Source organism: Flavisericum labens, from assembly GCF_045446075.1.
In the GTDB taxonomy this organism is placed as follows: domain Bacteria; phylum Bacteroidota; class Bacteroidia; order Flavobacteriales; family Flavobacteriaceae; genus Flavisericum; species Flavisericum labens.
On the sequence record NZ_JBJJBQ010000001.1, the window covers coordinates 453,191 to 476,673 of the forward strand.

Sequence of the window (23,483 nt, forward strand, 5' to 3'; positions counted from 1 at the left end):
GAATGTTTTCTGATAACGATATAAAACGAATAAGAGATAAAGGTATTCCAGTAGATCGAGTAAATGCACAAGTAAGTCGTATAAAAAATGGGATGACCTATTCAAATTTATTGTCGGCTGCAACCATTGGAAAGGGCATAGAGCGCTATAGTAATTCAGATATTGAAGAATTTATAAAGGGTTTTGAACAAAAACGAGATAATTTAAATCTTATAAAGTTTGTGCCGGCATCGGGTGCTGCTACCAGAATGTTTAAATTCTTGTTTAAGTTTTTAAAGAATTTTAATCCTGAGAAAGATACCATTGAAGGATATATTGAAGGGCGCAGCGACGACTTAATTGAAACTTTTATAACAAAGTTAAAAGACTTTCCGTTTTATGAGGAAGTGATTTCAAAATTAAAGGAAACTAAGCCTGATTATGACTCGCTTATTGATTCCAAAAAATATTACGAATTTGTGAAAACCATGCTTGATGAAAATGGTTTAAATTATAGTTTTCTGCCAAAAGGGCTTTTACTTTATCATAAGTATGAAGATGTTGCTATTACAGCATTTCAAGAGCATTTGTTCGAATCTACTTTATATGCTTCATCAAGTGGTCAAGCCAACTTGCATTTTACGGTGTCTGAAAAGCATCACGTGTATTTTACAAAAGAGTTCAATAGAATAAAAGAAGAGCTTGAAAGAAGAACAAATACAATATTTAATGTGTCGTTTTCTTATCAAAAAGAAGCTACCGAAACCATTGCGCTAACTACTAAAGATGAAGTTTGTAGAAATGAAGACGGCTCAATTTTGTTCAGACCGGGCGGCCATGGAGCTTTATTGGAAAATTTGAACGATTTAGATAGCGATTTCATTTTTATAAAGAATATTGACAACATCGTTGTTTCTCAACGAAATATTGAAGTTTCAAAATATAAAAAGTTATTGGCAGGAGTTTTACTCGAAGCTCAAGAGACTGTGTTTGCATATCTCAATAAATTGGATGAAGGTCATCTTGAAGATGCCGACTTGAAAATTATGCTTCTGTTTTTAAAATTTCGCTTAAATGAGCCTGTTCCGGCAGAAGTTGAAGGGTTCGCTAATCATGAGAAAGTTGAATTTTTAAAAGAAAAATTTAATAGACCTATGCGCGTTTGCGGTATGGTTAAAAATGAAGGGGAGCCTGGTGGAGGCCCTTTTTGGGTTAAAGATAAAGACGGAAAAATTTCATTGCAAATTGTGGAATTTGCGCAAATAAACTTCAGTAAAAAAGGACAACAGGAATTGGTGTACAAGGCTACGCATTTTAACCCAACCGATTTGGTTTGTGCTGTAAAAAATTATAAAGGAGAAAAGTTTGATCTTAAAAAGTTTGTAGATCCTGAGGCTGCTTTTGTCACCATGAAAACACAAAACGGAATAGATATTCAAGCTTTGGAGCTTCCGGGACTGTGGAATGGTAGTATGGCGCATTGGAATTCTATTTTTGTTGAGGTACCCGTTGAAACCTTCAATCCGGTAAAAACGGTGAACGATTTGCTTAAACCGGCGCACCAAGTGTAGATTATGTTTAGTGTAGATCAATTAATAAAAGAATTAACTTTCAAGGCCTTAAGAAGCTCGGGTAGTGGTGGGCAGCATGTTAATAAAGTATCATCAAAAGTGGAGTTAACTTTTAATTTGAAAGACTCTTTGGTACTTAATGAAGAGCAAAAAAGCAGGCTTCAAAACAAGCTTCAGAATAGACTCACTAAAGATGGAGTTTTAGTTTTGCAATGCGATGAAAGTAGAAGTCAGCATCAAAATAAAAATATGGTGCTTGCTCGTTTTTTAAACTTGATTAAATCAAATTTAGTAAAACCTAAAAGACGAAAGCCAACCAAAATTCCAAAATCAGCTATTCGGAAACGGTTAAAAAATAAGCGTAATCATTCTGAAAAAAAAGAGAATAGAAAGAAACCTAGCGTTGATTAAAAAAACAGATTAGGTTCAGTGATTTTCTTTTTAGGAAATAGTTTCAAGAAAGCTTTATTAATTGATAATTGGTTGCTACATTTGCACCGTTCTCAAAAAAGGGGTGCCAATTATAGGCTGAGATCATACCCATTGAACCTAGAACAGATAATGCTGTTTAGGGAGGCGATAATCGCCGTTTTAGAAATAATAGCGTCATTGCGAGGAGTTTTTTAACGACGTAGCATTTTTTCGGAATTATTTCAAAATCAATTATTAACAATATAAGAATAATTACCTCTTTTTATTCGATTATAAAACCATAATCGACATGAAAAACATTTTTCTTTTTTTAACACTACTTTTGTTATCAGTCAGTGCCAATGCACAACAAAATCAAAAAAAACAAGATTCAACAAAAACAGAAAACCTAGATGAGGTTTTGGTAAAGGCCGTTCGCGTTGATGCCGATTCGCCCATTACCCACACCAACGTTTCAAAAGAAGAGTTGGCAAAACGCAATCTAGGGCAAGACATTCCTGTGCTACTAAACTATTTGCCATCGGTAGTTACTACAAGTGATGCCGGTGCAGGTGTTGGTTATACGGGGATTAGAGTTCGTGGTACAGATGCTACGCGTGTTAACGTAACAATTAACGGAATTCCCTACAACGACCCAGAAAGCCAAGGTTCGTTTTGGGTTAATTTGGGGGATTTTGCATCTTCAACTGAAAGTTTACAGCTACAACGTGGTGTTGGAACATCTACTAATGGATCGGGGGCTTTTGGAGCAAGTATAAACTTGCTTACCGATGCCGTCTCCAACGAAGCTTCTGGAGAAATTGCCAATAGTTTTGGTAGTTATGGCACAAGAAAGCATACAGTAAAATTGAGCACAGGCTTGTTGAACGACCGCTTTGAGGTTTCGGGACGCTTTTCAAAAATTGATTCTGATGGTTATGTCGATAGGGCGTTCACCGATTTAAAATCATATTTTCTGCAAGGGGTTTATAAAGATGGAAATACCTTAATAAAGGCGTTAGCTTTTGGTAATAAAGAATACACTTATCAAGCTTGGTATGGACTAACTGCAGATGAGTTGAAAGAAGATCGTCGCCAAAACCCTTACACTTATGATAACGAAACTGATAACTATTGGCAAGACCATTATCAATTTCACTGGAACCAAAGATTTAATGGCAATTGGTCAACAAACCTAGGATTGAATTATACTAAAGGGAAAGGCTATTTTGAGCAGTACAAACCAGAAGAACGTGCTGAGGATTTCAATAACTTAATTGAAGAAGGCTCCGATGTTATAGTGCGACGGTGGTTAGACAATGATTTTTATGTGTTGAATGCGAACTTAAGCTATAAAAATACTGGACTGGAAATTATTTCAGGTCTTTCGATGAGCAGCTACACGGGTGACCATTTTGGGGAAGTGATTTGGGGAAGTGATTTAACTGAAAATACCAATATTCGCGACCGCTATTATGATGGTGATGCTACTAAAAATGATTTTAGTGTATTTTCAAAAGCTACATTTAAAGTTGCTGAAAAAATAACGGGGTTTCTAGATTTTCAGGGTCGATTTGTCAGTTATAAAACCAATGGGCTAAATTCCGATAGAGCTGAATTCAATACCGATGCCGACTTTAGTTTCTTTAATCCAAAGTTAGGATTGACATATAGAAATTCAGAATTTAGTAGTTTTTATACGTCTTATGCGAGAGCTAATCGCGAACCTAATCGTGATGATTTTAAAGCAGGCGTTACCGAAAACGAAACTCTTAATGATATAGAGTTGGGTTGGCGATACAAAAAAAACAATATTAACTTGAATACCAATCTGTATTACATGTTCTATCAAAATCAATTGGTGCTAACTGGTGAGTTAGATGATGTTGGAAGCCCCGTTAGGGCAACCAGTGGAAAAAGTTATAGACTAGGATTGGAGGTTGATGCCAATATTCAATTTTGTAAATCTTTTGGTACATCAACAAATTTTGCATTAAGCACTAATAAAAATGTAGATTTTAATTCATCAATTAATGGTGAAGTAGTAGATTTGGGTAATACCAATATTTCGTTTTCACCAAGTATAGTAGTCGGAAATGCTCTTAATTTCTATCCAGCAGAACGTTTGCAATTGTCTTTTTTGAGCAAATATGTTGGGGAACAATACATGGGAAATACAGACAATGAAGAGTCTAAGCTTGATGGCTATTTTGTGAACGATTTTAACGTGAATTATGAAATTAAAACGAACAAAATTTTTAAGTCAATTGTATTGTCTGGCTTAGTTAACAATGTGTTCAATAAAAAGTATGTTTCTAATGGATATTTTGGTTCGTTTGATTATGACGATACCTCAAGTTCAACCGGTATAACAACAGGATATTATGCGGGTTACTATCCACAAGCCACCACAAACTTTTTAGTAGGAGCCACTTTGAAATTTTAAAAGATTTAATTTCAATTTTAAAAAAGCCTTCCCCGTTAGGGCTTTTTTAATTATAGATTAAAAGGTTGTCACCGCTTCTTTCAGCATTGTATCCGCGCAAAGGGCATTTGGTTCCTGTGTTTCCAAGAGGAATTCCGTCTAGTAGACTATATTCATTGCCATCGTCACAATTACATTTGGCAATAATCCCATCAATCCTCAACATAGAACAGTCGTTAGGAATATGGTTAGGGTCGGTGGCATCAAAAGCAACATAGCGTGCCCCAGTATTGTTCACAATAATACCATCTCTTCCTCCAATATTTGGTATATGAACAGGTACATTTATCGATTTCAGCTGACTGTATTGTGGGAAGTTTAGATTTATATTTTCACTAAGACCTATATCTAGTAAGAACCTGCAATTTTTGTCATCAACATTGTTTCCGCTGCAAGACCACAATAAAACAAAACTGGTAAGACATATAATGTACTTCATAATTCACTTAAAAAATAGACTTGCAATTTACGATAAAAAGCAAACTGATATAAAATTTTGTATATTTGTATTGTAAATCTCGTATGTGCGAGATTTTTTTGTTTGCTGAACTTGGTTATTCATTAATATTTAATTTATATAGATATTCGTGAATATTTAAATTCAGCATCTTTTTATAAATAAACGATGAAGTTATGAGTAAAGTATCATACTATACACCTGAAGGATTAAAAAAATTAAGAGATGAGCTAAGGCAGCTCAAGGATGTTGAGCGTGTAAAAGCTTCAAAGGCTATTGCAGAGGCTAGAGATAAAGGCGATTTAAGTGAAAATGCAGAGTACGATGCTGCGAAGGAGGCTCAAGGTATGTTAGAAATGCGTATTTCTAAACTTGAAGACGCTTTGGCTGGAGCGCGCGTTATTGACGAATCACAGCTTGACACTTCTAAAGCCTTGGTGCTATCGAAGGTTAAGATAAAAAACCAAACCAACGGTATGGAGATGACCTATACTTTGGTGGCTGATGGTGAAGCCGATTTAAAATCAGGAAAAATATCAGTGAACTCGCCAATTGGTAAAGGTTTACTAGGTAAGTCGGTTGGTGATGTCGCTGAAATTCAAGTGCCTAGTGGTATAATGAAATTTGATGTTATCGAAATTACTAGATAAAAGAATAAGGTAAGAACTTAATTTTTAAAAGATTCCTGATTAAATCATTCAGGAATCTTTTATCTTTATAAAGGTTTCAAAACTAATTTTAATATAACGATGGCTTCAATATTCACGAAAATAATCAGCGGCGAAATTCCGTGTTACAAAATTGCTGAAACAGATGAGTTTTTGGCATTTTTAGATATTAACCCCAATACCAAAGGTCATGCGCTATGCATCCCAAAAAAAGAAGTCGATAAAATTTTCGATTTAGATGAAGCTACGTATATGGAACTCATGGCATTCTCTAGAAAAGTGGCCTTGGCCATAGAAAAGGTGATACCGTGTAATCGTGTAGGTGTTTCAGTAATTGGTTTGGAAGTGCCTCATGTGCATGTGCACTTAATCCCTTTGCATTCCATGGACGATGCCCGATTTATAAAAAAGGAAAAACTTTCGACAGAAGAATTTCAAGAGACTGCAGATGCTATAAAAGCACAATTATAGTTTGGTGTAAAATACCGTAAAAAATATAATGGTAGCTACAAAAATAACGCTAACAATAATCAGCCAGAACATGCTTTTAAGGTAAGTAGATGTTTTTTTAGGGGTAAACGCCTTTTTTTGATAGTCTACAACCTGTTCAATATCATCAGTCCATTGTACAGGATATATTATGGAGTTACAGTTCTCACAAGTCAATTCGTGTTCAATTTCAGAAGTAATAGATTTGTAAAATGTGGTTTCTATTATTTTTTGACTAAATTTTAAACGTAACCCGTCGTTGCTGTAACATTCTGGGCAGTTGTTCTTTAAAACTAGGGCTTTAAAGTCAATAAATTTTTCAGGCATAGCTTTGAGCGCGTTTTAAGTTAATTTGTATCGAGGTTCCTTTATCTTTTTCAGATTCCAATACACTTATTTTTCCATTATGAAAATCTTCAATAATCCTTTTGGTTAACGACAAACCAAGACCCCAGCCTCTTTTTTTTGTAGTAAATCCAGGTTCGAAAATCTTGCTAAAGTCCTTTCTGTTGATTCCCTTTCCTGTATCAGAAACGGTTATTTTTACATTGCTTTCCAACTGCGATATTTCGATGGTCAATTTTCCACGACCTTTCATCGCATCTATTGCATTTTTCACTAAGTTTTCAATACACCAGCTATAAAGCTGTTTGTTTAGTTCAACAGGGATTTCATCATCTGGGATTATAATTTCAAATTCAATAAGTTTTGATGACCGTGCTTTTAAATAATCATAAGAGTTAACAGTTTCCTTTATGATATCTGCTGTTTCTAAAGTTGGCAATGAGCCAATTTTACTGAAACGTTCTGTAATGGTTTTTAATCGGTCGATGTCTTTTTCCATTTCAGAAATATAATCGGGGCTAACATTTTCAGTTTTCAGTATTTCGGTCCAACCAATTAATGAGGATAACGGTGTGCCAATTTGGTGTGCAGTTTCTTTCGCCATTCCAGACCATAACTTGTTTTGTGTAGCGTTTTTATTGCTGCGGTAAAAAAAGAAAATAACGGCACCAAAAAGAAAAACAATCAGTAATAATGCTAATGGGTAGTATTTTAGTTTGTTCAACAATGGCGAGTTACCATAGTAAATGGTGTAGAATACTTCACCTTCGTAGTTAATATAAATGGGTTTATTTTCACTTTTAAAAGTTTCAATCAGTTTTTGAATGGAGCGTTTGTCCTTTAACTTTTTTTCGTCAATGTTGTTCGAGTTGTTTAGATTACCATCTTGGTCTATAACCAACATGGGCGTTGTAGTGTTACTATGTAAAATTTTTAGCGTAAGGTTTAAATTGGTACTGGTTTCGGCATTTACAAATTCGGTTTGGGCAAACGACCAGTTTTCCATTTTCGTTCTCTCTTCATCTTTAAAATGCTGAAAAAACTCATATGTTTTCCATAAAATAAGGGAAACGATAGCGAAAGATGCTGCTATAATAATCCACCTAAAGGCATTGTTATGCTTTGTAAAAAACATTAAAAAATAATTTTTTGATTGGTAATATAATGTAAATCTGTTAATATTATTGTGCAAGTTGTTAGTAAATCGGTTTTTACATGAGTTATAGTTTGGTTACATTTGTTGTTCATTAAAAAGTCTTATGGCATCAATTGACCCAAAGCATTTGTCAACCAGTAAATTACATGGTTATTTGTTGAGTGCTGTGGCTCCTAGGCCCATAGCCTTTGCGAGTACATTGGATGCTAATGGAAACCCAAATTTGTCGCCTTTTAGTTTTTTTAATGTTTTTAGTGCCAATCCGCCAATTATGGTGTTTTCTCCTGCTAGAAGGGTTAGGGATAATACGGTAAAACATACGCTGCAAAACGTTGAAGCTACTAAAGAAGTAGTGATAAATATGGTGAATTTTGATATGGTTCACCAGATGTCGTTGAGCAGCACAGAATATCCTGATGGGGTTAATGAATTTGAAAAGGCTGGGTTTACCATGCTCAAATCAGATATTGTTAAACCTTTTAGAGTTGGTGAATCGCCAGTACAATTTGAGTGTACCGTGAACAATATTATTAAGTTAGGTACTGAAGGTGGAGCAGGAAATTTAATTATTTGTGAAGTCGTTAGGTTACATATTGACGATGAGTTTTTAGATGAAAACGAATCAATTGATCAAATAAAATTAGATTTGGTAGCTAGAGCAGGGGGCAGCTATTACAGTCGGGCAAAAAAAGGTTTTTTTCAAATACCTAAACCACTGTCCACGTTAGGTATTGGCGTAGATAGTTTTCCAGACCATGTTAAAAACAGTATGGTTTTGACGGGTAACGACTTAGGGATATTGGGCAATGTAGAAACACTGCCAACAGAAGAAAGTGTAGTTGCTTTTATAGAAGATTTGGGTAAGCGTTATCCCAATATAAAAACGGCAACACATCGTCAAAAACATAAGTTGGCACGAAATTATTTAAGTTTTGGTGATGTAGAAAGCGCTTGGAAAATATTGTTGTCGTAAAAAAATAAAGAGTATTAATAAAGAATAAAAATAGAATACATGGAAGTTCAAGGAAGAGTAAAAATGATTGGAGAAACCCAAACTTTTGGTAGTAACGGTTTTAGAAAAAGAGAAATTGTAGTAACTACAGAAGAGCAGTACCCACAACATATTATGGTGGAGTTTGTTCAGGATAAAACAGAATTGTTGAATAGTTATCAGGTAGGACAGCAAGTAAAAATAAACATTAATTTACGAGGAAGAGAATGGGTTAATCCTCAAGGTGAAACAAAATATTTTAACTCGATTCAAGGGTGGAGAATAGAAGCATTACAACCAGAAACTGCTGATGGAAATGTGCCACCGGTACCACCGGCTGATGCTTTTGAACCTGCAGGCGATTTAAATGAAGACGAGCACGACGATTTACCGTTTTAAATTTTATACTGAACTTGATTCAGGAACCTATAAATTAAACCTTTCAGCGTATTATGTTGAAAGGTTTTTTATTTTTATCCTATGCAGTACTTAACACGTAAAATATGGTTTCCCGATGTTAACCAAGCTACTCAAGAGGGTCTGTTGGCTGTGGGTGGCGATTTATCAATAGAAAGACTGTTGCTGGCATATAAAACTGGAATTTTTCCGTGGTTTGAAGATTATAGCCCTATTTTATGGTGGTCGCCAGATCCGCGCTTTGTGCTCTTTCCAGAAAATCTTAAAGTTTCGAAAAGCATGAAACAGGTTTTACGGCGCAAAAAGTTTAATGTTACGGTAAATAAAGCTTTTAGGGAAGTTGTATCCCAATGCTCAAAAATAAAACGTACAGGGCAAGATGGTACCTGGATAACCGAAAGGATGATGGAGGCTTACCAAAATTTAAATGAATTGGGTTATGCCAAGTCTGTTGAGGTTTGGGAAGGGAGCAGTTTAGTTGGCGGACTCTATGGAGTCGATTTAAACAATGGTGTGTTTTGTGGAGAAAGTATGTTTGCGAAAGTAAGTAATGCCAGTAAAGTGGGTTTCATTACCTTTATTCAAAACAGTAATTACAAACTGATAGACTGTCAAATCCATACGAAACACCTTGAAAGTCTCGGGGCTGAGGAGATACCTCGTAATGTGTTTGTTGATTTTTTAAATTCATAAACTTAATATAACTTGTAAGAATGAAAAAAGTATTGACTATAGTTTTATTGATTACTTTTTCTGTTTTTGGGTATTCGCAAATTTTAAAAAAAGAAATCCCTGATAAACTTGTGGCACTCACTTTTGACGATGGTTGTGAGAGTCAATATTCGGTTGTGGCACCTCTTTTGAAAAAGTTTGGTTTTAATGCTACGTTTTTCATGTGTGAGTTTCCGCCTAATTATAAAGACAGTACTATGTACATGACTTGGGCGAAAGTGAAAAAACTATCGGAAGATGGATTTGAAATTGGAAATCATACGCTTTCACATAGTAAAATAAATCAAATCGCCAAGCACGAAGTCATTGAGGAAATCAAGGCTATTGAATACAAATGTGATTCTGTGGGAATAATAAAGCCACAATCGTTTGCTTATCCAGCTTACCGCTTAAATGCTACTTCTTTGGAAATTTTAAAAGGATTAGGTTATAAATATGCTAGAGCGGGAGGCAATAGGGCATATAGCCCAATTGTTGACCATCCATATTTAATACCCAGTTGGACCATGAAGTCGGACAATAGGGACGACATTCGAAAAGCATTCCATGAAGCTAAAAACGGAAATATAGTTGTAATAACAGTGCATGGGGTTCCTGATATTGAGCACCCTTGGGTAAATACACCACCAAAATTGTTTGAGGAGCATCTTCAGTATTTAAGTGACAATGGTTTTAAAGTGATCTCTATTAGAGATTTAGATTATTACATCAACGCAGACGAAGCTTTAAAAAATATTACGCCCAATCTAAATAAGCGTCTAAAAGGTGATTGAAAGTAAAAATGGGTTAAACTTCTTCATATCGAAAACAACTCACTTCATGATCGTTAACCATACCAGTAGCCTGCATATGCGCATAAACAACTGTTGTTCCTACAAATTTGAAACCTCGTTTTTTTAAATCTTTACTAATACGGTCACTCAAAGGGGTGTTTGCGGGCGCTTCTTTATAGTTGGTTAAAGCATTTTTTATAGGCTTGCCATCAACAAACTCCCAAATATATTTGCCAAAACCACCAAATTCTTCCTGTACTTTTATAAACGCCTGGGCATTGGTGACGGTAGCATTTACTTTTAATTTATTCCGAATAATACCTGCATCTTGCAATAGCGAATCAATTTTGTTTTGATTGTATTTGGCAACTTTTTTATAGTCAAAATTGTCAAAAGCTTTTCTGAAATTTTCACGCTTTCGCAAAACAGTTATCCAACTTAACCCGGCTTGGAAAGTTTCCAAAATTAAAAATTCAAACAAGGTATCGTCGTCGTAAACGGGAACGCCCCATTCTTCGTCATGATAGGCTTCATAAAGAGGGTCTCCAATACACCAACCGCATCTATGTTTTGTGCTCATAATTAATTAGTAAGGTTTAAAGTAAAAGTATGACAAATATCATCTTAATTAAAAGGATAAGCGCTTAATTTTGAGGTTATCATATTGTCTGTTCAAAATAATAAAATTCATGAATGCTTTAATACTATCAAGTTTAGAACGTGGCTTGTCGTACACATCCTATAGAGATTTGATGAAACGATTGGTAAGTGAAAACTCTACTACTGGCCTTGAAAAAACAAAAACTTTGGTTAACTATACCAAACTTAACGACCGCCGCATGAAACGATTGGATAAAACCATAAAGGTTTCGGAAGACCAGCAGAAAAAAATTGCGGAGTTTAATCATCCTACAACATGGTTGGTAATCAGTGAAAGTTGGTGTGGCGATGCGGCACAAGTGCTGCCAGCGATTAACAAAATAGCCGAGTTGAACGACAATATTGATCTTAAAATTGTGATGCGTGATGAGAACCCTGAATTGATGGATAAGTTTTTGACCAATGGTGCAAGGTCCGTTCCAAAGATAATTATGGTAGACAACGATACTGGCGATGTTATAAACACTTACGGTCCGCGACCAAGTGAAGCCACGTTGTATGTCAAGAGGTTTAAGGCAAAATATGGAAAACTAACGCCAGAGTTTAAAGAAGATTTGCAGCATTGGTATAATAAGGATAAAGGGCAAAATATACTGCAAGATGTAACCGAAATGCTCTGTAAACTAGAGCCTAGCGTTTGCCAATAAAATTAAAGGTAATGGATCCCAGCTGACTTCTTTTAGAAGGAGCGGCACTAAATTTAGATTGTTTTGCGTAATCTATAGCGTGACCGATTAAGCATTCGTTCGATGAGGTTGAAGAGGTGTTGAGGTAAGCATCAACAACGTTCCCTTGGTCGTTAACTTTAACGTTTACCACAATTGTACCATCGACTTCACATAGGTAAACCGGTACGGGAATGTAAACTTTTTTACGATTAGTCAACGAATAACTAATGGTGCTTTTATGATTATTGTTTTCGGCCAACTGCTTTTTTAAAACCTCGTTGGCCTTATCGAATTTTGAAAGTTCCTGTTGGTCTAGTTTAGAGTCTTCAGGAATTTTGTACTCTTTCCTTGTTGCACTTGAGTTTTCAGAAAAATCACTGGTTTTAGGTATATAGTCTTCTGGCGGTGCAATAGGTTTATACGCTTGGGCAAAATGCTTGTTTTCTTGGGATTCGTTAAAAGCATTGTTGGTCTCGGCCTTTGTTTTATTGGTGTTTTCTAATTCCTTAAGTTGTTTTATTTCTTCTTCGGTGGGTTCTTTTTCAGGTTCAATTTCGTAATAACTTTCAGAAATAAAATCACTGTTTTTTTTTAGTCCGAGATTGAAAACGGATAGAACAACCGTTCCAGAAATTAGAAAAGTAATAAGTATGGCTCTATGTTGATTTGTTAGGTGCAAATCTTAAAATTATAATTTGGGTTCAGTAAATATACGTAAAAATAATAAGTTTAGTTCTTCAAGGTTTTTATAAATGCTTCAATAGTAACAGCATCATTAACGCTAAAATCACCAATTTTGGTTCGCCTAAGGGCCGACAAATGCGCGCCCGATTGCAAGGCCTTTCCAAAATCGTTGGCTAAAGAACGTATGTAAGTGCCTTTGCTGCAAACTACCCTAAAGTTGATATTTTGACCATCGATGCTCGTGATTTCAAATTCAGAAATATTAACGGTCCTTGATTTAATTTCAACCGATTCCCCAGCTCTGGCAAACTCGTAAAGTCGTTTTCCGTCTTTCTTTATGGCAGAAAATACGGGAGGGACTTGCTCAATATCACCAATAAATAGTTTGGTGGTTTCATTTATTAGTTCTTCAGAAATATGTTCCGTTGGAAAGTTTTCGTTTATTTCGGTTTCCAAATCGTAAGAAGGCGTTGTGCTTCCTAAAACAAAGGTGCCGGTGTACTCTTTAATTTGCGCCTGAAAGGTATCGATTTGCTTGGTCATTTTTCCAGTACAAATCACTAAAAGCCCTGTTGCTAAAGGGTCCAAGGTCCCGGCATGCCCAACTTTTATTTTTTTTAATTTGAATGCTTGTTTTATTTCCCATCGTAATTTATTGACCACTTGAAAAGAAGTCCAATTAAGTGGTTTGTCAATGAGCAAAACCTGACCAGAAAGATAATCTTCAACTGTAAGCATATTAATTGAAAAAAGTGAATGCTATGGCAACAAGGCCTACAATGGCGCAATAGACCGCAAAATAGGTCAGTTTGCTTTTTCTTACTAAAGCAATCATCCAAGTACAGGCAAATAGCCCCGCCACAAATGCTGCAGCAAACCCGATGGAAAGTGCCGTAAAATTACCGCTGTCGTACCTTAAATCACCACTTAAAATGTCTTTGGCTATTTTCCCAAAAATAAGAGGTACTACCATTAAAAACGAAAAACGTGCCGCTTTGGTTTTGTCGTTACCTAATAAAACAGATGTAGAAATGGTAGCGCCAGAGCGAGAAATACCGGGAAGCATGGCTATAGCCTGCGAAACACCAATAACAAACGCATTGGAAAATGATACTTTTTTGTTGGTGTTTCTAGCTTTATCGGCAAGAAAAAGTAAAACGGCAGTAACAATAAGCATGCAGCCTACCAAAAATATATTGCCTCCAAAAAGAGCTTCTAATTGCTCTTCAAAAAATAGCCCAACAACAACTGCAGGAATCATAGAAATAGCAATTTTTGCAATGAATTGTAAATCATCGTTCCATTTAAATTTCAATGCCCCTACTATAAGATTCATAATGTCTTTTCTGAAAACCACCATGGTGCTCAATGCGGTGGCAAAGTGCAAAACTACTGTAAAAAGCAAGCTTTCTTCCGGTACAGAGTGGTCACCTAAAATGGCTTTGCCCAATTCTAAATGTCCGCTGGACGAAACAGGTAAAAACTCGGTAAGCCCTTGTATAATGCCCAGAATAATTGCGTCTATAATTTCCATGGGGCAAAAATATTAAAATACCAATACAAAAGGTTTGTTCTAAGATAAATTATAAATGTTATTTTAGGTTGGTCAAATAAATTCGATGAAAATAATATTAGCACCCGATAAATTTAAAAGTTCGTTAACTGGATTGCAGTTTTGTAATGCGGCTGAGGAAGGTTTGCTTAGTGTAAATCCTGATTTAGAAATCCTGAAACTTCCTCTGGCCGATGGTGGTGATGGTACATTGGAGGTCGTTAACTTTTATTTAAAAGGAAAAATGGTTCAGATTGAGGTTAATAATCCGTTTTTTCAACCAGTAATGGCGAGTTATTTATATGCTGAAAATTTGAAAACCGCCTATATTGAAATGGCTGAAGCCTCAGGGCTTAAATTATTGAACCCAACCCAGTTTGATTGTAAAAATGCAACGACTTTTGGTACGGGTGAAATGATTGGTGATGCAATAGAAAGAGGGGCAAAGACTATTATTTTGGGCATTGGCGGCAGTGCAACCAACGATTGCGGTATAGGAATGGCAACGGCGTTGGGATACCAGTTTTTAGATGAAGACGGAAATAAATTCAAACCCATCGGGAGTAATTTGTCAGAAATTGTTTCTATTAAAAAAATTAAAGTACACCCAAAATTATTTGATGTAGACTTTAAAATAGCCTGCGATGTTACCAACGCATTGTATGGAGAAAATGGTGCGGCTAGAGTTTATGCATTGCAAAAAGGAGCAACAAATGAAGATATCGAGATGCTTGATAAAGGGCTTCAAAGTTTTTCAAAGGTTATTGAAGCCGAATACAATATTGAAGTGCAATCGATAAAAGGTGCTGGCGCTGCTGGAGGGATGGGAATAGCTTCAAAAGTATTTTTAGATGGAAAATTAATACCAGGAATTCAACTTATAAGAGAGTTGGTTGATTTCGATTCAAAAATAACGAATGCCACTTGGGTAATTACTGGCGAAGGTAAATTGGACGGGCAAACCTTTTCGGGTAAAGCCATTCAGGGCGTATTGTCTTCTGCTAAAGCGAAAAATATTAATGTAGCTGCACTTTGTGGAGCCATAGATTTAAATAAAGCCGAGTTAAAAAAAATGGGAATTGATTATGCTGATACCGTAATGTGCTATTCTAAAAGTTTTGATGATGCTATGGTAAACAGCTACGGCTATATTAAAAAAATGGCTGCAGAATTTGCAAAAAAAATGCTATAAGCGAACTATTTATCTGGGCTTAACAGAATAGCATAAATCTCAAATCCAAAACCAATTAAAACCAACATAGGCGCCAAACGGATACGTCTCCAGCTAAAAATTTCAGGGTTAAAAACATTAGGGTCATCACTGCCACCGCCGGCCATTAAAATAAAGCCAAGGGCAATAACGGCTAAACCTATAAACATAAATTTATAGTTTTTCTTTCCAAATACAAAGATTGGTTTAGCTTCTTCTTTTCGTTTTTGTTCTCCCATAAGTTGTTGTTTCTGAAAGTTTATGCAAATTAAACGATTTATTTAAAACAACCGTGTTAATTGTATTCTAAATATTATTCTTCTACAACTAGAGTTAAGTTCAACTTTCCATACTGGTCTGTTGAGTCGTTAGCATCAATTTGATAAGTGTATTTTCCTTTCTCTAGAGGTGATTCCCCAACATAATCGATGGGTTGAATGGTGTAGATTTCGCCATTAATCTCAAGTTCAACAAACCCATAGCGATATGCTTTTTCGAACAGTTTATATTCTGATTTTTCACCTGAATTAAGATTTTTGTAATCTGCAGAATTCACGGTAATGTTTTTGTAATCGAATGTACTTACGTTCGAAATTCGAATAAGGGCCTGCGTGTTTTTTAAGTCATCGTCGGCGCATCCTTGTAGTGCAAAAATTGTAACAAATAATGAAAGAAAGATTTTTAAATGTTTCATTTTAATATTTATAAACAATTGGTGTTTTTAACGGAATTAAAAGTTAAATAACTAATAATAAAGTTCGTCAGTTCTTAGGTTCAGAAACCGCTGTGTTGCAAAATGAGTACTAATCCAGGTAATAATAATGCCCAATGCAAATACGAAAACAAATAAAGCTACCACTAAAATAGGTGTGTTTAACAGTCCTAATTCTGGGAATGTTTTATTGACGTAATACAACACAATGGCCATGCCAATTAAGGCTAAAACAGCACCAATTATACCAAGCCTTACACTTTTCCAAACGAACGGACGGCGAATAAATTGTTTGGTAGCACCTACCATTTGCATAGTTTTTATGGTAAAGCGTTTAGAATAAACCGATAATCTTATGGAGCTATTAATTAGTAAAACTGCAATAAGCGTAAAAATGCTACTAATAACCAAAACCCAAAAACTAATTTTTTTAACATTATCGTTCATTAGATTTACGAGGTCGTTATCGTAGGTCACTTCGTCTACAAAGTTTTTTGATGTGGCTTCATTGGAAATTTTTTCAAGATGGCCTGAAGTAACAAAATCGGCTTTTAAGTGCACATCAATAGAGTTTTGAAGAGGGTTGTATCCAACAAAATCCATAAAGTCCTCGCCCGTTTCAACTTTCATAAACTCTGCAGCTTTTTCTTTTGAAACGTATTCGGTGGATTTTACATATTCGGCCATAGCCAAACTTTTTTCAAGCTGATTGATTTCTACTTCTTTGGCAGCGTCTTTTAAGTAAATAGTCAGTACCACTTGTTCCTTAAAATGGTCTGATACCTTTTTTGCATTTAATACCAACATGCCCAATAAACCCAATAAAAATAGCACCAAAGCAATACTTAATACCACAGAAAAATAAGAAGAAATTAGTCTGCGTTTTTGGTGTTTTTCGAAAGCTGAACTCATAATTAATGGATTAATGGCGTAAAAATATAAAAGAAAACTTGATTCGTTAGGGATTACAACGTTTAAACTTTCAACATTGTTATAATAAGTTTAAATTTGCGCTTTTAAATGCGAAATAGATAGAATGAGATACGATTTCAATAAAATCGAAAAAGATTGGCAGGACTTTTGGGCCAAAAACCAAACGTTTAAAGCTGAAAACCATAGCGATAAACCCAAATATTATGTGTTAGATATGTTTCCTTACCCAAGTGGTGCTGGGCTGCATGTCGGGCATCCGCTTGGTTACATAGCTTCAGATATTTATGCAAGATATAAACGTCACCAGGGGTTTAATGTTTTGCACCCACAAGGTTATGATAGCTTTGGTTTACCTGCCGAACAATATGCCATTCAAACGGGTCAGCACCCAGCTATTACAACGGCTGAAAATATTAAAACCTATCGCCGTCAGTTAGACCAAATTGGGTTTTCTTTCGATTGGAATCGTGAAGTACGTACATCAGACCCTAGTTATTACAAATGGACACAGTGGATTTTTATTCAACTGTTCAATTCATGGTACAACTACGAGAGTAATAAAGCAGAAGATATTTCAGAATTAATCAGAATTTTTGAAGTTGAAGGTAATGCCAACGTTAATGCCGCTTGCGATGATGATATTAAATTTTTCACATCGTCCGATTGGAATCTTTTTGATGACGTTAAAAAACAAGAAATACTTCTGCAATACCGTTTAACATATTTAGCAGAAACCGAAGTCAACTGGTGCCCGGCACTGGGGACCGTTTTGGCTAACGACGAAATTGTAAATGGCGTTTCAGAACGTGGTGGGCATCCCGTAGTACGTAAAAAAATGACCCAATGGAGCATGCGTATTTCGGCTTATGCCGAGCGTTTGCTTCAAGGGTTGGATAAAATAGATTGGACAGATTCTTTAAAAGAAAGTCAACGCAACTGGATTGGAAAATCGGTGGGGGCTTCTGTTAAATTCAACGTTATTGCGAGCGAAGCGTCGCAGTCTCATCAAATAGATGTTTTTACAACAAGACCCGATACCATTTTTGGGGTAAGTTTTATGACACTAGCTCCAGAACACGAATTGGTGTCTCAAATCACCACACCAGAACAAAAAGCCGAAGTTGAAGCTTATGTTGAAGCCACGGCAAAACGCAGTGAGCGCGACCGAATGGCGGATGTGAAAACCATTTCAGGAGCATTTACAGGTGCTTATGCCGAACATCCGTTTACTAAAGAGCCCATCCCGATTTGGATTGGAGATTACGTTTTAGCAGGTTATGGAACAGGTGCGGTTATGAGTGTGCCGTGTGGCGACCAGCGCGATTACGATTTTGCTAAGCATTTCAATATTCCTATTCCAAACATTTTTGAAGGTGTCGATATTAGTAAAGAAGCCTTTTCAGATAAAGAAAAAACCGTTATTGGAAACAGTGATTTCCTTAACGGATTAAACTATAAAAAAGCCACCAAGCGCGTTATTTTCGAATTGGAAAAACTAGGGCAAGGTGAGGGGAAAACGAATTACCGTTTACGTGATGCCGTATTTAGTCGTCAGCGATATTGGGGTGAGCCATTTCCGGTGTATTATGTGAATGGTATGCCGCAAATGATTGATGCCGAACATTTACCGATTGAACTTCCTGAAGTTGAAAAATATTTACCAACAGAAACGGGCGAGCCACCATTAGGAAATGCTACAAAATGGGCCTGGTGCACCGAAACTAACAGGGTAGTTGACAACGATAAAATAAACAACACCACCGTTCATATGTTGGAGTTGAATACCATGCCAGGTTGGGCGGGTAGTTCGCAGTATTTTAATCGTTACATGGATCCGAAAAACGACCAAGAAATCTTCTCGAAAGCAGCGATTGATTATTGGCAACAAGTCGATTTATATATTGGTGGTAGCGAGCATGCCACAGGTCATTTATTGTACTCACGTTTTTGGCAAAAATTTATGTTCGATAAAGGTTATGTAAATCACGATGAGTTTGCCAAAAAACTGATTAACCAAGGGATGATTTTGGGGACTAGTGCTTTTGTTTATAGATGGAATTCCAGTGCTTTTGAAAATTCACTTATTGTAAGCAAATCCATTTATGAAGAATTAATTAATACGGGAAAGACTATTTCTAGTTGTGATTGGTTTACTGAGGAATTAAAAGAGAGACTTATTCCAAAGGAAAGAGTTGAACCTGGAGATGCAGTATTTTTTACTGAAGATTCAAAAACTACTAAAGATAATTTTACTCCGATTCATGCAGACGTATCTTTTGTTAATTCATCCGATGAGTTAGATGTTGAGGCTTTCAAAAATTGGCGAACAGAATTTAAGGATGCCGAATTTGTATTAGAGGAAGGTGTTTATAAAGTAGGAAGAGACGTTGAAAAAATGTCCAAATCCAAATACAATGTGGTCAATCCCGATAACATTTGTAAGGAATACGGCGCCGACAGTTTGCGTCTTTACGAAATGTTTTTAGGACCACTAGAGCAATACAAACCTTGGAATACGGCCGGAATTACCGGTGTACATTCATTTCTTAAAAAACTATGGAAATTATATGTGGGCGACAGCGGATTAAAAGTTAATGATGCCGAACCCACAAAGGACAATTTAAAAACCCTGCATAAAACCATTAAGAAAGTTCAGGAAGATATTGAGAATTTTTCGTTCAATACCTCGGTGTCCACCTTTATGATTGCGGTTAACGAGTTGACTTCTCAAAAGTGTACGTCAAAGGAAGTTTTAGAACCACTTTTAGTTTTGATTTCGCCGTATGCACCGCATATCGCTGAAGAATTATGGAGCCAGTTGGGGCATAATGAAAGTATTTCAACAGCGCCATTCCCAGAGTTTGATGAAAGCCATTTGGTAGAAAGCAGTAAAAACTATCCCATTTCATTTAATGGTAAAATGCGTTTTACTTTAGAGCTTCCCTTGGATATGAGTAAAGACGAGATTGAAAAAACTGTATTGGCCAATGAAAAAACCCAAGACCAATTACAAGGGCGAACGCCTAAAAAAGTAATTGTTGTGCCAGGGAAGATTGTTAATATTGTAGGTTAAGCTCACTTCTCAAAAAAGTGAAGTTTTTGTCAACCTGAACTTATTTCAGGTTTTCATAATACAGGCTGCTATTCTGAAAGGAGTTCAGGATAACAATAGTCTGTATCTCGTTCCTGTCGAGGCACGAACCCAAATAATCGAGCTATATGCATGCTTTCACTATAGACTACATTGAAATTATAGGCTTAATTGCTGCGGTGTTAACAACATCAGCATTTTTGCCGCAAGTATATAAAACCTGGAAAACCAAAGATGTGGAATCCTTTTCACTTCCTATGTTTCTTGTCTTTTTTATAGGTATCCTGTTTTGGTTTATCTATGGTGTTCTAGTTAAAAGTATTGCTATGATTCTTGCCAATTCTGTCACCATTATTTCTTCTTTTTTACTATTGTACTTTAAAGTAAAGTACAGTAAAAAATCATAAACTTTTCTTAAAAAACAGGGGTTTTATTATATGTCTACGTCTTAGAATAAATAAAACGTAAAAAACTTCTGTTATATTGATATATTTTATTGAATATATAAATATATGTTAAATTAATTATGAATATTTTAAAAAAAGTGATTTATATAAATAATTTATCAATCATTTGTTTTAGTTTTGCAGACGTTTTTAATTAATAACTTTTAAAATATTCGCCTTATGAAAATTGGTGTGCCTATTGAGATTAAAAATAATGAGAACCGTGTTGGTATGACGCCTTCAGGAGTGTTCGAATTAACAAAGAGAAACCATACAGTTTTTGTACAAAAAGATGCAGGTTTTGGTAGTGGTTTTTTTAATGAAGATTATGTTAAGGCTGGTGCAACCGTCCTTGACACAATTGAGGAAGTATACGCTGCAGCTGAAATGATTGTAAAAGTTAAAGAGCCTATTGAAAAAGAGTATGCTTTGATTAAATCACATCATACAGTATTTACGTATTTCCACTTTGCTTCAAGTGAGGCATTAACCAAAGCTATGATAAATAGTAAAGCGGTTTGTATTGCCTATGAAACTGTTGAAGATGCTGATGGATCTTTGCCGTTATTAATCCCAATGTCTGAAGTAGCGGGTAGAATGTCCATTCAACAAGGCGCCAAATATTTAGAAAAGCCTATTAAAGGGCGCGGTATTTTATTAGGAGGTATCCCAGGCGTACCACCAGCACACGTATTAGTATTAGGAGGAGGTATTGTTGGTATTCAGGCGGCTAAAATGGCAGCAGGTTTAGGGGCCAATGTCACCATTATGGATGTTAACATGAAGCAATTGCGTCACATTGCCAATGTCATGCCTGAGAATGTACATACAGAATTTTCAAGTGAATATAATATTAGAAGACATTTACCTCAAACAGATTTAATCATAGGAGGTGTATTGCTTAAAGGAGCGAAAGCACCAAAGTTGATAACCAGAGATATGTTAAAAGTGATGCGTCCTGGTACTGTGATTGTTGATGTGGCAGTTGATCAAGGAGGGTGTTTTGAAACTACAAGACCGACTACTCACGAAGATCCAATATACATTATTGACGATGTTGTGCATTACTCGGTTGCAAATATGCCTGGAGCAGTACCTTACACATCTACAGTAGGATTAACAAATGTAACCTTGCCTTTCGTTATAAAATTAGCAAATGAAGGCTGGGAGAAAGCATGCGAAAATAGTAAGCCTTTAGCTAAAGGTTTAAACGTTGTTAATGGTGAGATTGTTTATAAAGAAATAGCAGAGGCTTTTGATTTAGAATTTGCGGCCTGCTAAATGGCAGCCATATAAAATCAAAGCGGGGCTCTTTTGCTAGAGCTCCGCTTTTCTTATGGCTAATTGCTAAAATGTTTTTTAACATAACTTTAAATACTGACAGAATATCATACCCCCACAATTGGCGTTATTTTTGCTATATTAAGTTTAGAAATTTAAATATTAAAAAAATAAAATGTTAGGATATTATATATTATTAGGAGGAATTGCCCTCGTTAGTTGGATAGTAAGTAGCACGCTAAAGCGCAAGTTTGAAAAATACTCAAAAGTTCAACTTCGGAATGGTATGAGTGGGGCTGAAATTGCTCAAAAAATGTTAGACGACCATGGTATTAATGATGTTGAGGTGATTTCTACATCAGGACGTTTAACAGATCATTACAATCCCAAAAATAAAACGGTTAATTTAAGTGAGGCTGTTTATAATCAACGTAACGCCGCTGCAGCAGCTGTTGCCGCTCACGAATGTGGCCATGCGGTGCAACACGCCCAAGCGTATAGTTATTTACAAATGCGCTCGGCATTGGTGCCTGTAGTAAGCATAACATCTGGTATGTCGCAATGGTTGGTTATTGGTGGTTTGATATTGGGTGCTGCCGCTGGAGTGGGTATGGGCTATTGGGTAGCCGTGGCAGGTTTGGCGATGATGGGCTTTGCAACTTTATTCAGTTTTATCACCTTGCCAGTTGAGTATGATGCCAGTCACCGTGCATTGGCATGGTTGAAAAATAAAAATATGGTGTCACAAGAAGAATATTCGGGTTCAGAAGATGCGCTTAAATGGGCGGCTAGGACTTATTTAGTGGCAGCCATTGGTGCTTTGGCAAACTTAGTTTATTGGGGCTTCCAAATTTTTGGTGGTAGAGATTAATTATTTGTCAAGACAAAACATGCAGATGACCGATTTTTTACTTTTTTAAGTAAGAATTCGGTTTCTTTTTTTAAATTTAGGCTCAACTTTAAATTAAATTTGATGGAACAATTACAAAATGAAAAGTTACTGATTAGCCAAGTGTCGGATTTAGACCGCGTGGCTTTCTACAAAACAACCTATGCACACGTTGCTGGTGGTGTTTTGGTATTCGTACTTTTTGAATATTTGTTGTTGCAAAGCGATGCTATTGTAGATTTTGCTTTGTCGATGACGCAGGGTTTTAAATGGTTACTTATGCTTGGAGGCTTCATGTTTATTACAAACTACGCTGAAAGAATGGCATTAAAAACAACTGATAAGAGTAAGCAATACCTAGCTTATGGTTTATATATTTTGGCCGAAGCCTTTATTTTTGTGCCACTTATTTACATTGCTGCATATTATTTGGAAGCGGGTCCCGAGATGCTTAATCAAGCGGCTGTTGTAACCTTGGCGCTTTTTACTGGGTTGTCCGCGGTTGTATTTGTAACCAAAAAGGATTTTTCATTTTTGAAAACGGGATTAACTATCGGTTTTTTTATAGCCATTGGTCTTATTATCGCTGGATCTCTATTCGGTTTTAATTTAGGTTTATGGTTTTCTGCAGGTATGTGTTTATTGGCAGGCGGTTCTATTTTATATCAAACTTCTAACATGGTGAATAAATACACAACAGACGATTATATCCCTGCCGCGTTAGGCTTATTTGCATCGCTTATGCTATTGTTCTGGTACATCCTGAGTATTTTTATGTCGAGAGACTAATAATAGATTTTTAAAATATATTAAAGCCACAGTATTTTTCTGCGGCTTTTTTTGTTTGCTGGTTTTTAAATCGTTATCATTAAAAGACCCATAT

At 35.9% G+C, this 23,483-nt stretch carries 26 protein-coding genes; 16 read left to right on the forward strand and 10 right to left on the reverse strand.

What is annotated here, in order from left to right:
• The first annotated feature begins 2 nt into the window (after positions 1-2).
• From ACIEHO_RS01995 to ACIEHO_RS02005, 3 genes are all read left to right on the forward strand, one after another.
• Entirely contained in the window at positions 3-1,550 is a 1,548-nt protein-coding gene (locus tag ACIEHO_RS01995; protein ID WP_406968110.1) for a DUF4301 family protein, read from the forward strand.
• A 3-nt stretch (positions 1,551-1,553) separates the two neighbouring features.
• On the forward strand, positions 1,554-1,961 hold the full coding sequence (gene arfB / locus ACIEHO_RS02000) for an alternative ribosome rescue aminoacyl-tRNA hydrolase ArfB (protein WP_406968112.1): 408 nt from the start codon (positions 1,554-1,556) through the stop codon (positions 1,959-1,961).
• A 310-nt stretch (positions 1,962-2,271) separates the two neighbouring features.
• Positions 2,272-4,407: a TonB-dependent receptor gene (locus tag ACIEHO_RS02005; protein WP_406968114.1), complete on the forward strand. Its 2,136-nt coding sequence runs from the start codon at positions 2,272-2,274 to the stop codon at positions 4,405-4,407.
• Between the two features lie 46 nt (positions 4,408-4,453).
• Here ACIEHO_RS02005 and ACIEHO_RS02010 read toward each other — a convergent pair whose 3' ends face one another.
• Complete coding sequence (locus tag ACIEHO_RS02010) at positions 4,454-4,885, reverse strand: hypothetical protein (RefSeq protein ID WP_406968116.1); 432 nt, start codon at positions 4,883-4,885, stop codon at positions 4,454-4,456.
• A 194-nt stretch (positions 4,886-5,079) separates the two neighbouring features.
• Here ACIEHO_RS02010 and greA point away from each other — a divergent pair, with 194 nt between their 5' ends.
• Together greA and ACIEHO_RS02020 are read left to right on the forward strand one after the other, a co-directional pair.
• On the forward strand, positions 5,080-5,553 hold the full coding sequence (gene greA / locus ACIEHO_RS02015) for a transcription elongation factor GreA (RefSeq protein WP_406968118.1): 474 nt from the start codon (positions 5,080-5,082) through the stop codon (positions 5,551-5,553).
• A gap of 99 nt (positions 5,554-5,652) precedes the next feature.
• On the forward strand, positions 5,653-6,042 hold the full coding sequence (locus ACIEHO_RS02020) for an HIT family protein (protein ID WP_406968120.1): 390 nt from the start codon (positions 5,653-5,655) through the stop codon (positions 6,040-6,042).
• On the opposite strand, the gene ACIEHO_RS02025 is transcribed toward ACIEHO_RS02020, so the two are convergent.
• Positions 6,037-6,387 (reverse strand): hypothetical protein, encoded by a 351-nt coding sequence (locus ACIEHO_RS02025; protein WP_406968122.1) that lies wholly within the window; start codon positions 6,385-6,387, stop codon positions 6,037-6,039. The two genes, ACIEHO_RS02020 and ACIEHO_RS02025, sit on opposite strands and share 6 nt — an antisense overlap.
• Entirely contained in the window at positions 6,380-7,540 is a 1,161-nt protein-coding gene (locus ACIEHO_RS02030) for a sensor histidine kinase (RefSeq protein ID WP_406968124.1), read from the reverse strand. The genes ACIEHO_RS02025 and ACIEHO_RS02030 overlap by 8 nt, the downstream gene beginning before the upstream one ends.
• A gap of 124 nt (positions 7,541-7,664) precedes the next feature.
• Here ACIEHO_RS02030 and ACIEHO_RS02035 point away from each other — a divergent pair, with 124 nt between their 5' ends.
• The 4 genes from ACIEHO_RS02035 to ACIEHO_RS02050 all read left to right on the forward strand — a co-directional run bounded on the left by ACIEHO_RS02035 (position 7,665) and on the right by ACIEHO_RS02050 (position 10,474).
• A complete protein-coding gene (locus ACIEHO_RS02035) occupies positions 7,665-8,534 on the forward strand; it encodes a flavin reductase family protein (RefSeq protein ID WP_406968125.1) in 870 nt (289 codons plus the stop codon).
• Between the two features lie 39 nt (positions 8,535-8,573).
• Complete coding sequence (locus ACIEHO_RS02040) at positions 8,574-8,951, forward strand: DUF3127 domain-containing protein (protein ID WP_406968127.1); 378 nt, start codon at positions 8,574-8,576, stop codon at positions 8,949-8,951.
• Positions 8,952-9,032: 81 nt separating this feature from the next.
• Positions 9,033-9,662 (forward strand): leucyl/phenylalanyl-tRNA--protein transferase, encoded by a 630-nt coding sequence (gene aat, locus ACIEHO_RS02045; protein ID WP_406968129.1) that lies wholly within the window; start codon positions 9,033-9,035, stop codon positions 9,660-9,662.
• Between the two features lie 20 nt (positions 9,663-9,682).
• The gene (locus ACIEHO_RS02050; RefSeq protein WP_406968131.1) at positions 9,683-10,474 is read left to right on the forward strand and encodes a polysaccharide deacetylase family protein; all 792 of its coding nucleotides are present in this window, start codon (positions 9,683-9,685) and stop codon (positions 10,472-10,474) included.
• Between the two features lie 13 nt (positions 10,475-10,487).
• Here the strand turns inward: ACIEHO_RS02050 and ACIEHO_RS02055 are convergent, their stop codons facing one another.
• Positions 10,488-11,054 carry a DNA-3-methyladenine glycosylase I gene (locus ACIEHO_RS02055; protein ID WP_406968133.1) on the reverse strand — a complete coding sequence of 189 codons (567 nt, stop codon included), beginning with the start codon at positions 11,052-11,054 and terminating at the stop codon, positions 10,488-10,490.
• Between the two features lie 109 nt (positions 11,055-11,163).
• Here ACIEHO_RS02055 and ACIEHO_RS02060 point away from each other — a divergent pair, with 109 nt between their 5' ends.
• Positions 11,164-11,781 carry a thioredoxin family protein gene (locus ACIEHO_RS02060; RefSeq protein WP_406968135.1) on the forward strand — a complete coding sequence of 206 codons (618 nt, stop codon included), beginning with the start codon at positions 11,164-11,166 and terminating at the stop codon, positions 11,779-11,781.
• Here ACIEHO_RS02060 and ACIEHO_RS02065 read toward each other — a convergent pair.
• The 3 genes from ACIEHO_RS02065 to ACIEHO_RS02075 are packed head-to-tail and all read right to left on the reverse strand — an operon-like array spanning position 11,765 to position 14,020.
• Entirely contained in the window at positions 11,765-12,481 is a 717-nt protein-coding gene (locus ACIEHO_RS02065; protein ID WP_406968137.1) for a hypothetical protein, read from the reverse strand. The two genes, ACIEHO_RS02060 and ACIEHO_RS02065, sit on opposite strands and share 17 nt — an antisense overlap.
• 50 nt (positions 12,482-12,531) lie before the next feature.
• Positions 12,532-13,224 carry a tRNA pseudouridine(55) synthase TruB gene (truB, locus tag ACIEHO_RS02070; RefSeq protein WP_406968139.1) on the reverse strand — a complete coding sequence of 231 codons (693 nt, stop codon included), beginning with the start codon at positions 13,222-13,224 and terminating at the stop codon, positions 12,532-12,534.
• 1 nt (position 13,225) lies between these two features.
• A complete protein-coding gene (locus tag ACIEHO_RS02075) occupies positions 13,226-14,020 on the reverse strand; it encodes an undecaprenyl-diphosphate phosphatase (protein ID WP_406968141.1) in 795 nt (264 codons plus the stop codon).
• An 85-nt stretch (positions 14,021-14,105) separates the two neighbouring features.
• On the opposite strand from ACIEHO_RS02075, the gene ACIEHO_RS02080 reads away from it, so the two are divergent.
• Positions 14,106-15,230 (forward strand): glycerate kinase, encoded by a 1,125-nt coding sequence (locus tag ACIEHO_RS02080; protein WP_406968143.1) that lies wholly within the window; start codon positions 14,106-14,108, stop codon positions 15,228-15,230.
• A 5-nt stretch (positions 15,231-15,235) separates the two neighbouring features.
• On the opposite strand, the gene ACIEHO_RS02085 is transcribed toward ACIEHO_RS02080, so the two are convergent.
• The 3 genes from ACIEHO_RS02085 to ACIEHO_RS02095 all read right to left on the reverse strand — a co-directional run bounded on the left by ACIEHO_RS02085 (position 15,236) and on the right by ACIEHO_RS02095 (position 16,872).
• Complete coding sequence (locus ACIEHO_RS02085) at positions 15,236-15,487, reverse strand: DUF3098 domain-containing protein (protein ID WP_406968145.1); 252 nt, start codon at positions 15,485-15,487, stop codon at positions 15,236-15,238.
• 74 nt (positions 15,488-15,561) lie between these two features.
• Positions 15,562-15,942, reverse strand: a complete 381-nt coding sequence (locus tag ACIEHO_RS02090) for a hypothetical protein (RefSeq protein ID WP_406968146.1) — start codon at positions 15,940-15,942, stop codon at positions 15,562-15,564.
• Positions 15,943-15,993: 51 nt separating this feature from the next.
• Positions 15,994-16,872: a cell division protein FtsX gene (locus tag ACIEHO_RS02095; protein WP_406968148.1), complete on the reverse strand. Its 879-nt coding sequence runs from the start codon at positions 16,870-16,872 to the stop codon at positions 15,994-15,996.
• 124 nt (positions 16,873-16,996) lie between these two features.
• Between ACIEHO_RS02095 and ACIEHO_RS02100 the strand changes: the two genes are divergently transcribed.
• From ACIEHO_RS02100 to ACIEHO_RS02120, 5 genes are all read left to right on the forward strand, one after another.
• Positions 16,997-19,966, forward strand: a complete 2,970-nt coding sequence (locus ACIEHO_RS02100) for a leucine--tRNA ligase (RefSeq protein WP_406968150.1) — start codon at positions 16,997-16,999, stop codon at positions 19,964-19,966.
• Between the two features lie 146 nt (positions 19,967-20,112).
• Positions 20,113-20,391 (forward strand): SemiSWEET family sugar transporter, encoded by a 279-nt coding sequence (locus tag ACIEHO_RS02105; protein ID WP_406968152.1) that lies wholly within the window; start codon positions 20,113-20,115, stop codon positions 20,389-20,391.
• A gap of 219 nt (positions 20,392-20,610) precedes the next feature.
• Entirely contained in the window at positions 20,611-21,711 is a 1,101-nt protein-coding gene (gene ald / locus ACIEHO_RS02110; protein ID WP_406968154.1) for an alanine dehydrogenase, read from the forward strand.
• 175 nt (positions 21,712-21,886) lie between these two features.
• A complete protein-coding gene (locus ACIEHO_RS02115; protein ID WP_406968156.1) occupies positions 21,887-22,582 on the forward strand; it encodes a zinc metallopeptidase in 696 nt (231 codons plus the stop codon).
• A gap of 102 nt (positions 22,583-22,684) precedes the next feature.
• Positions 22,685-23,389 (forward strand): Bax inhibitor-1/YccA family protein, encoded by a 705-nt coding sequence (locus ACIEHO_RS02120; RefSeq protein WP_406968158.1) that lies wholly within the window; start codon positions 22,685-22,687, stop codon positions 23,387-23,389.
• The last annotated feature ends 94 nt before the right edge of the window (positions 23,390-23,483 follow it).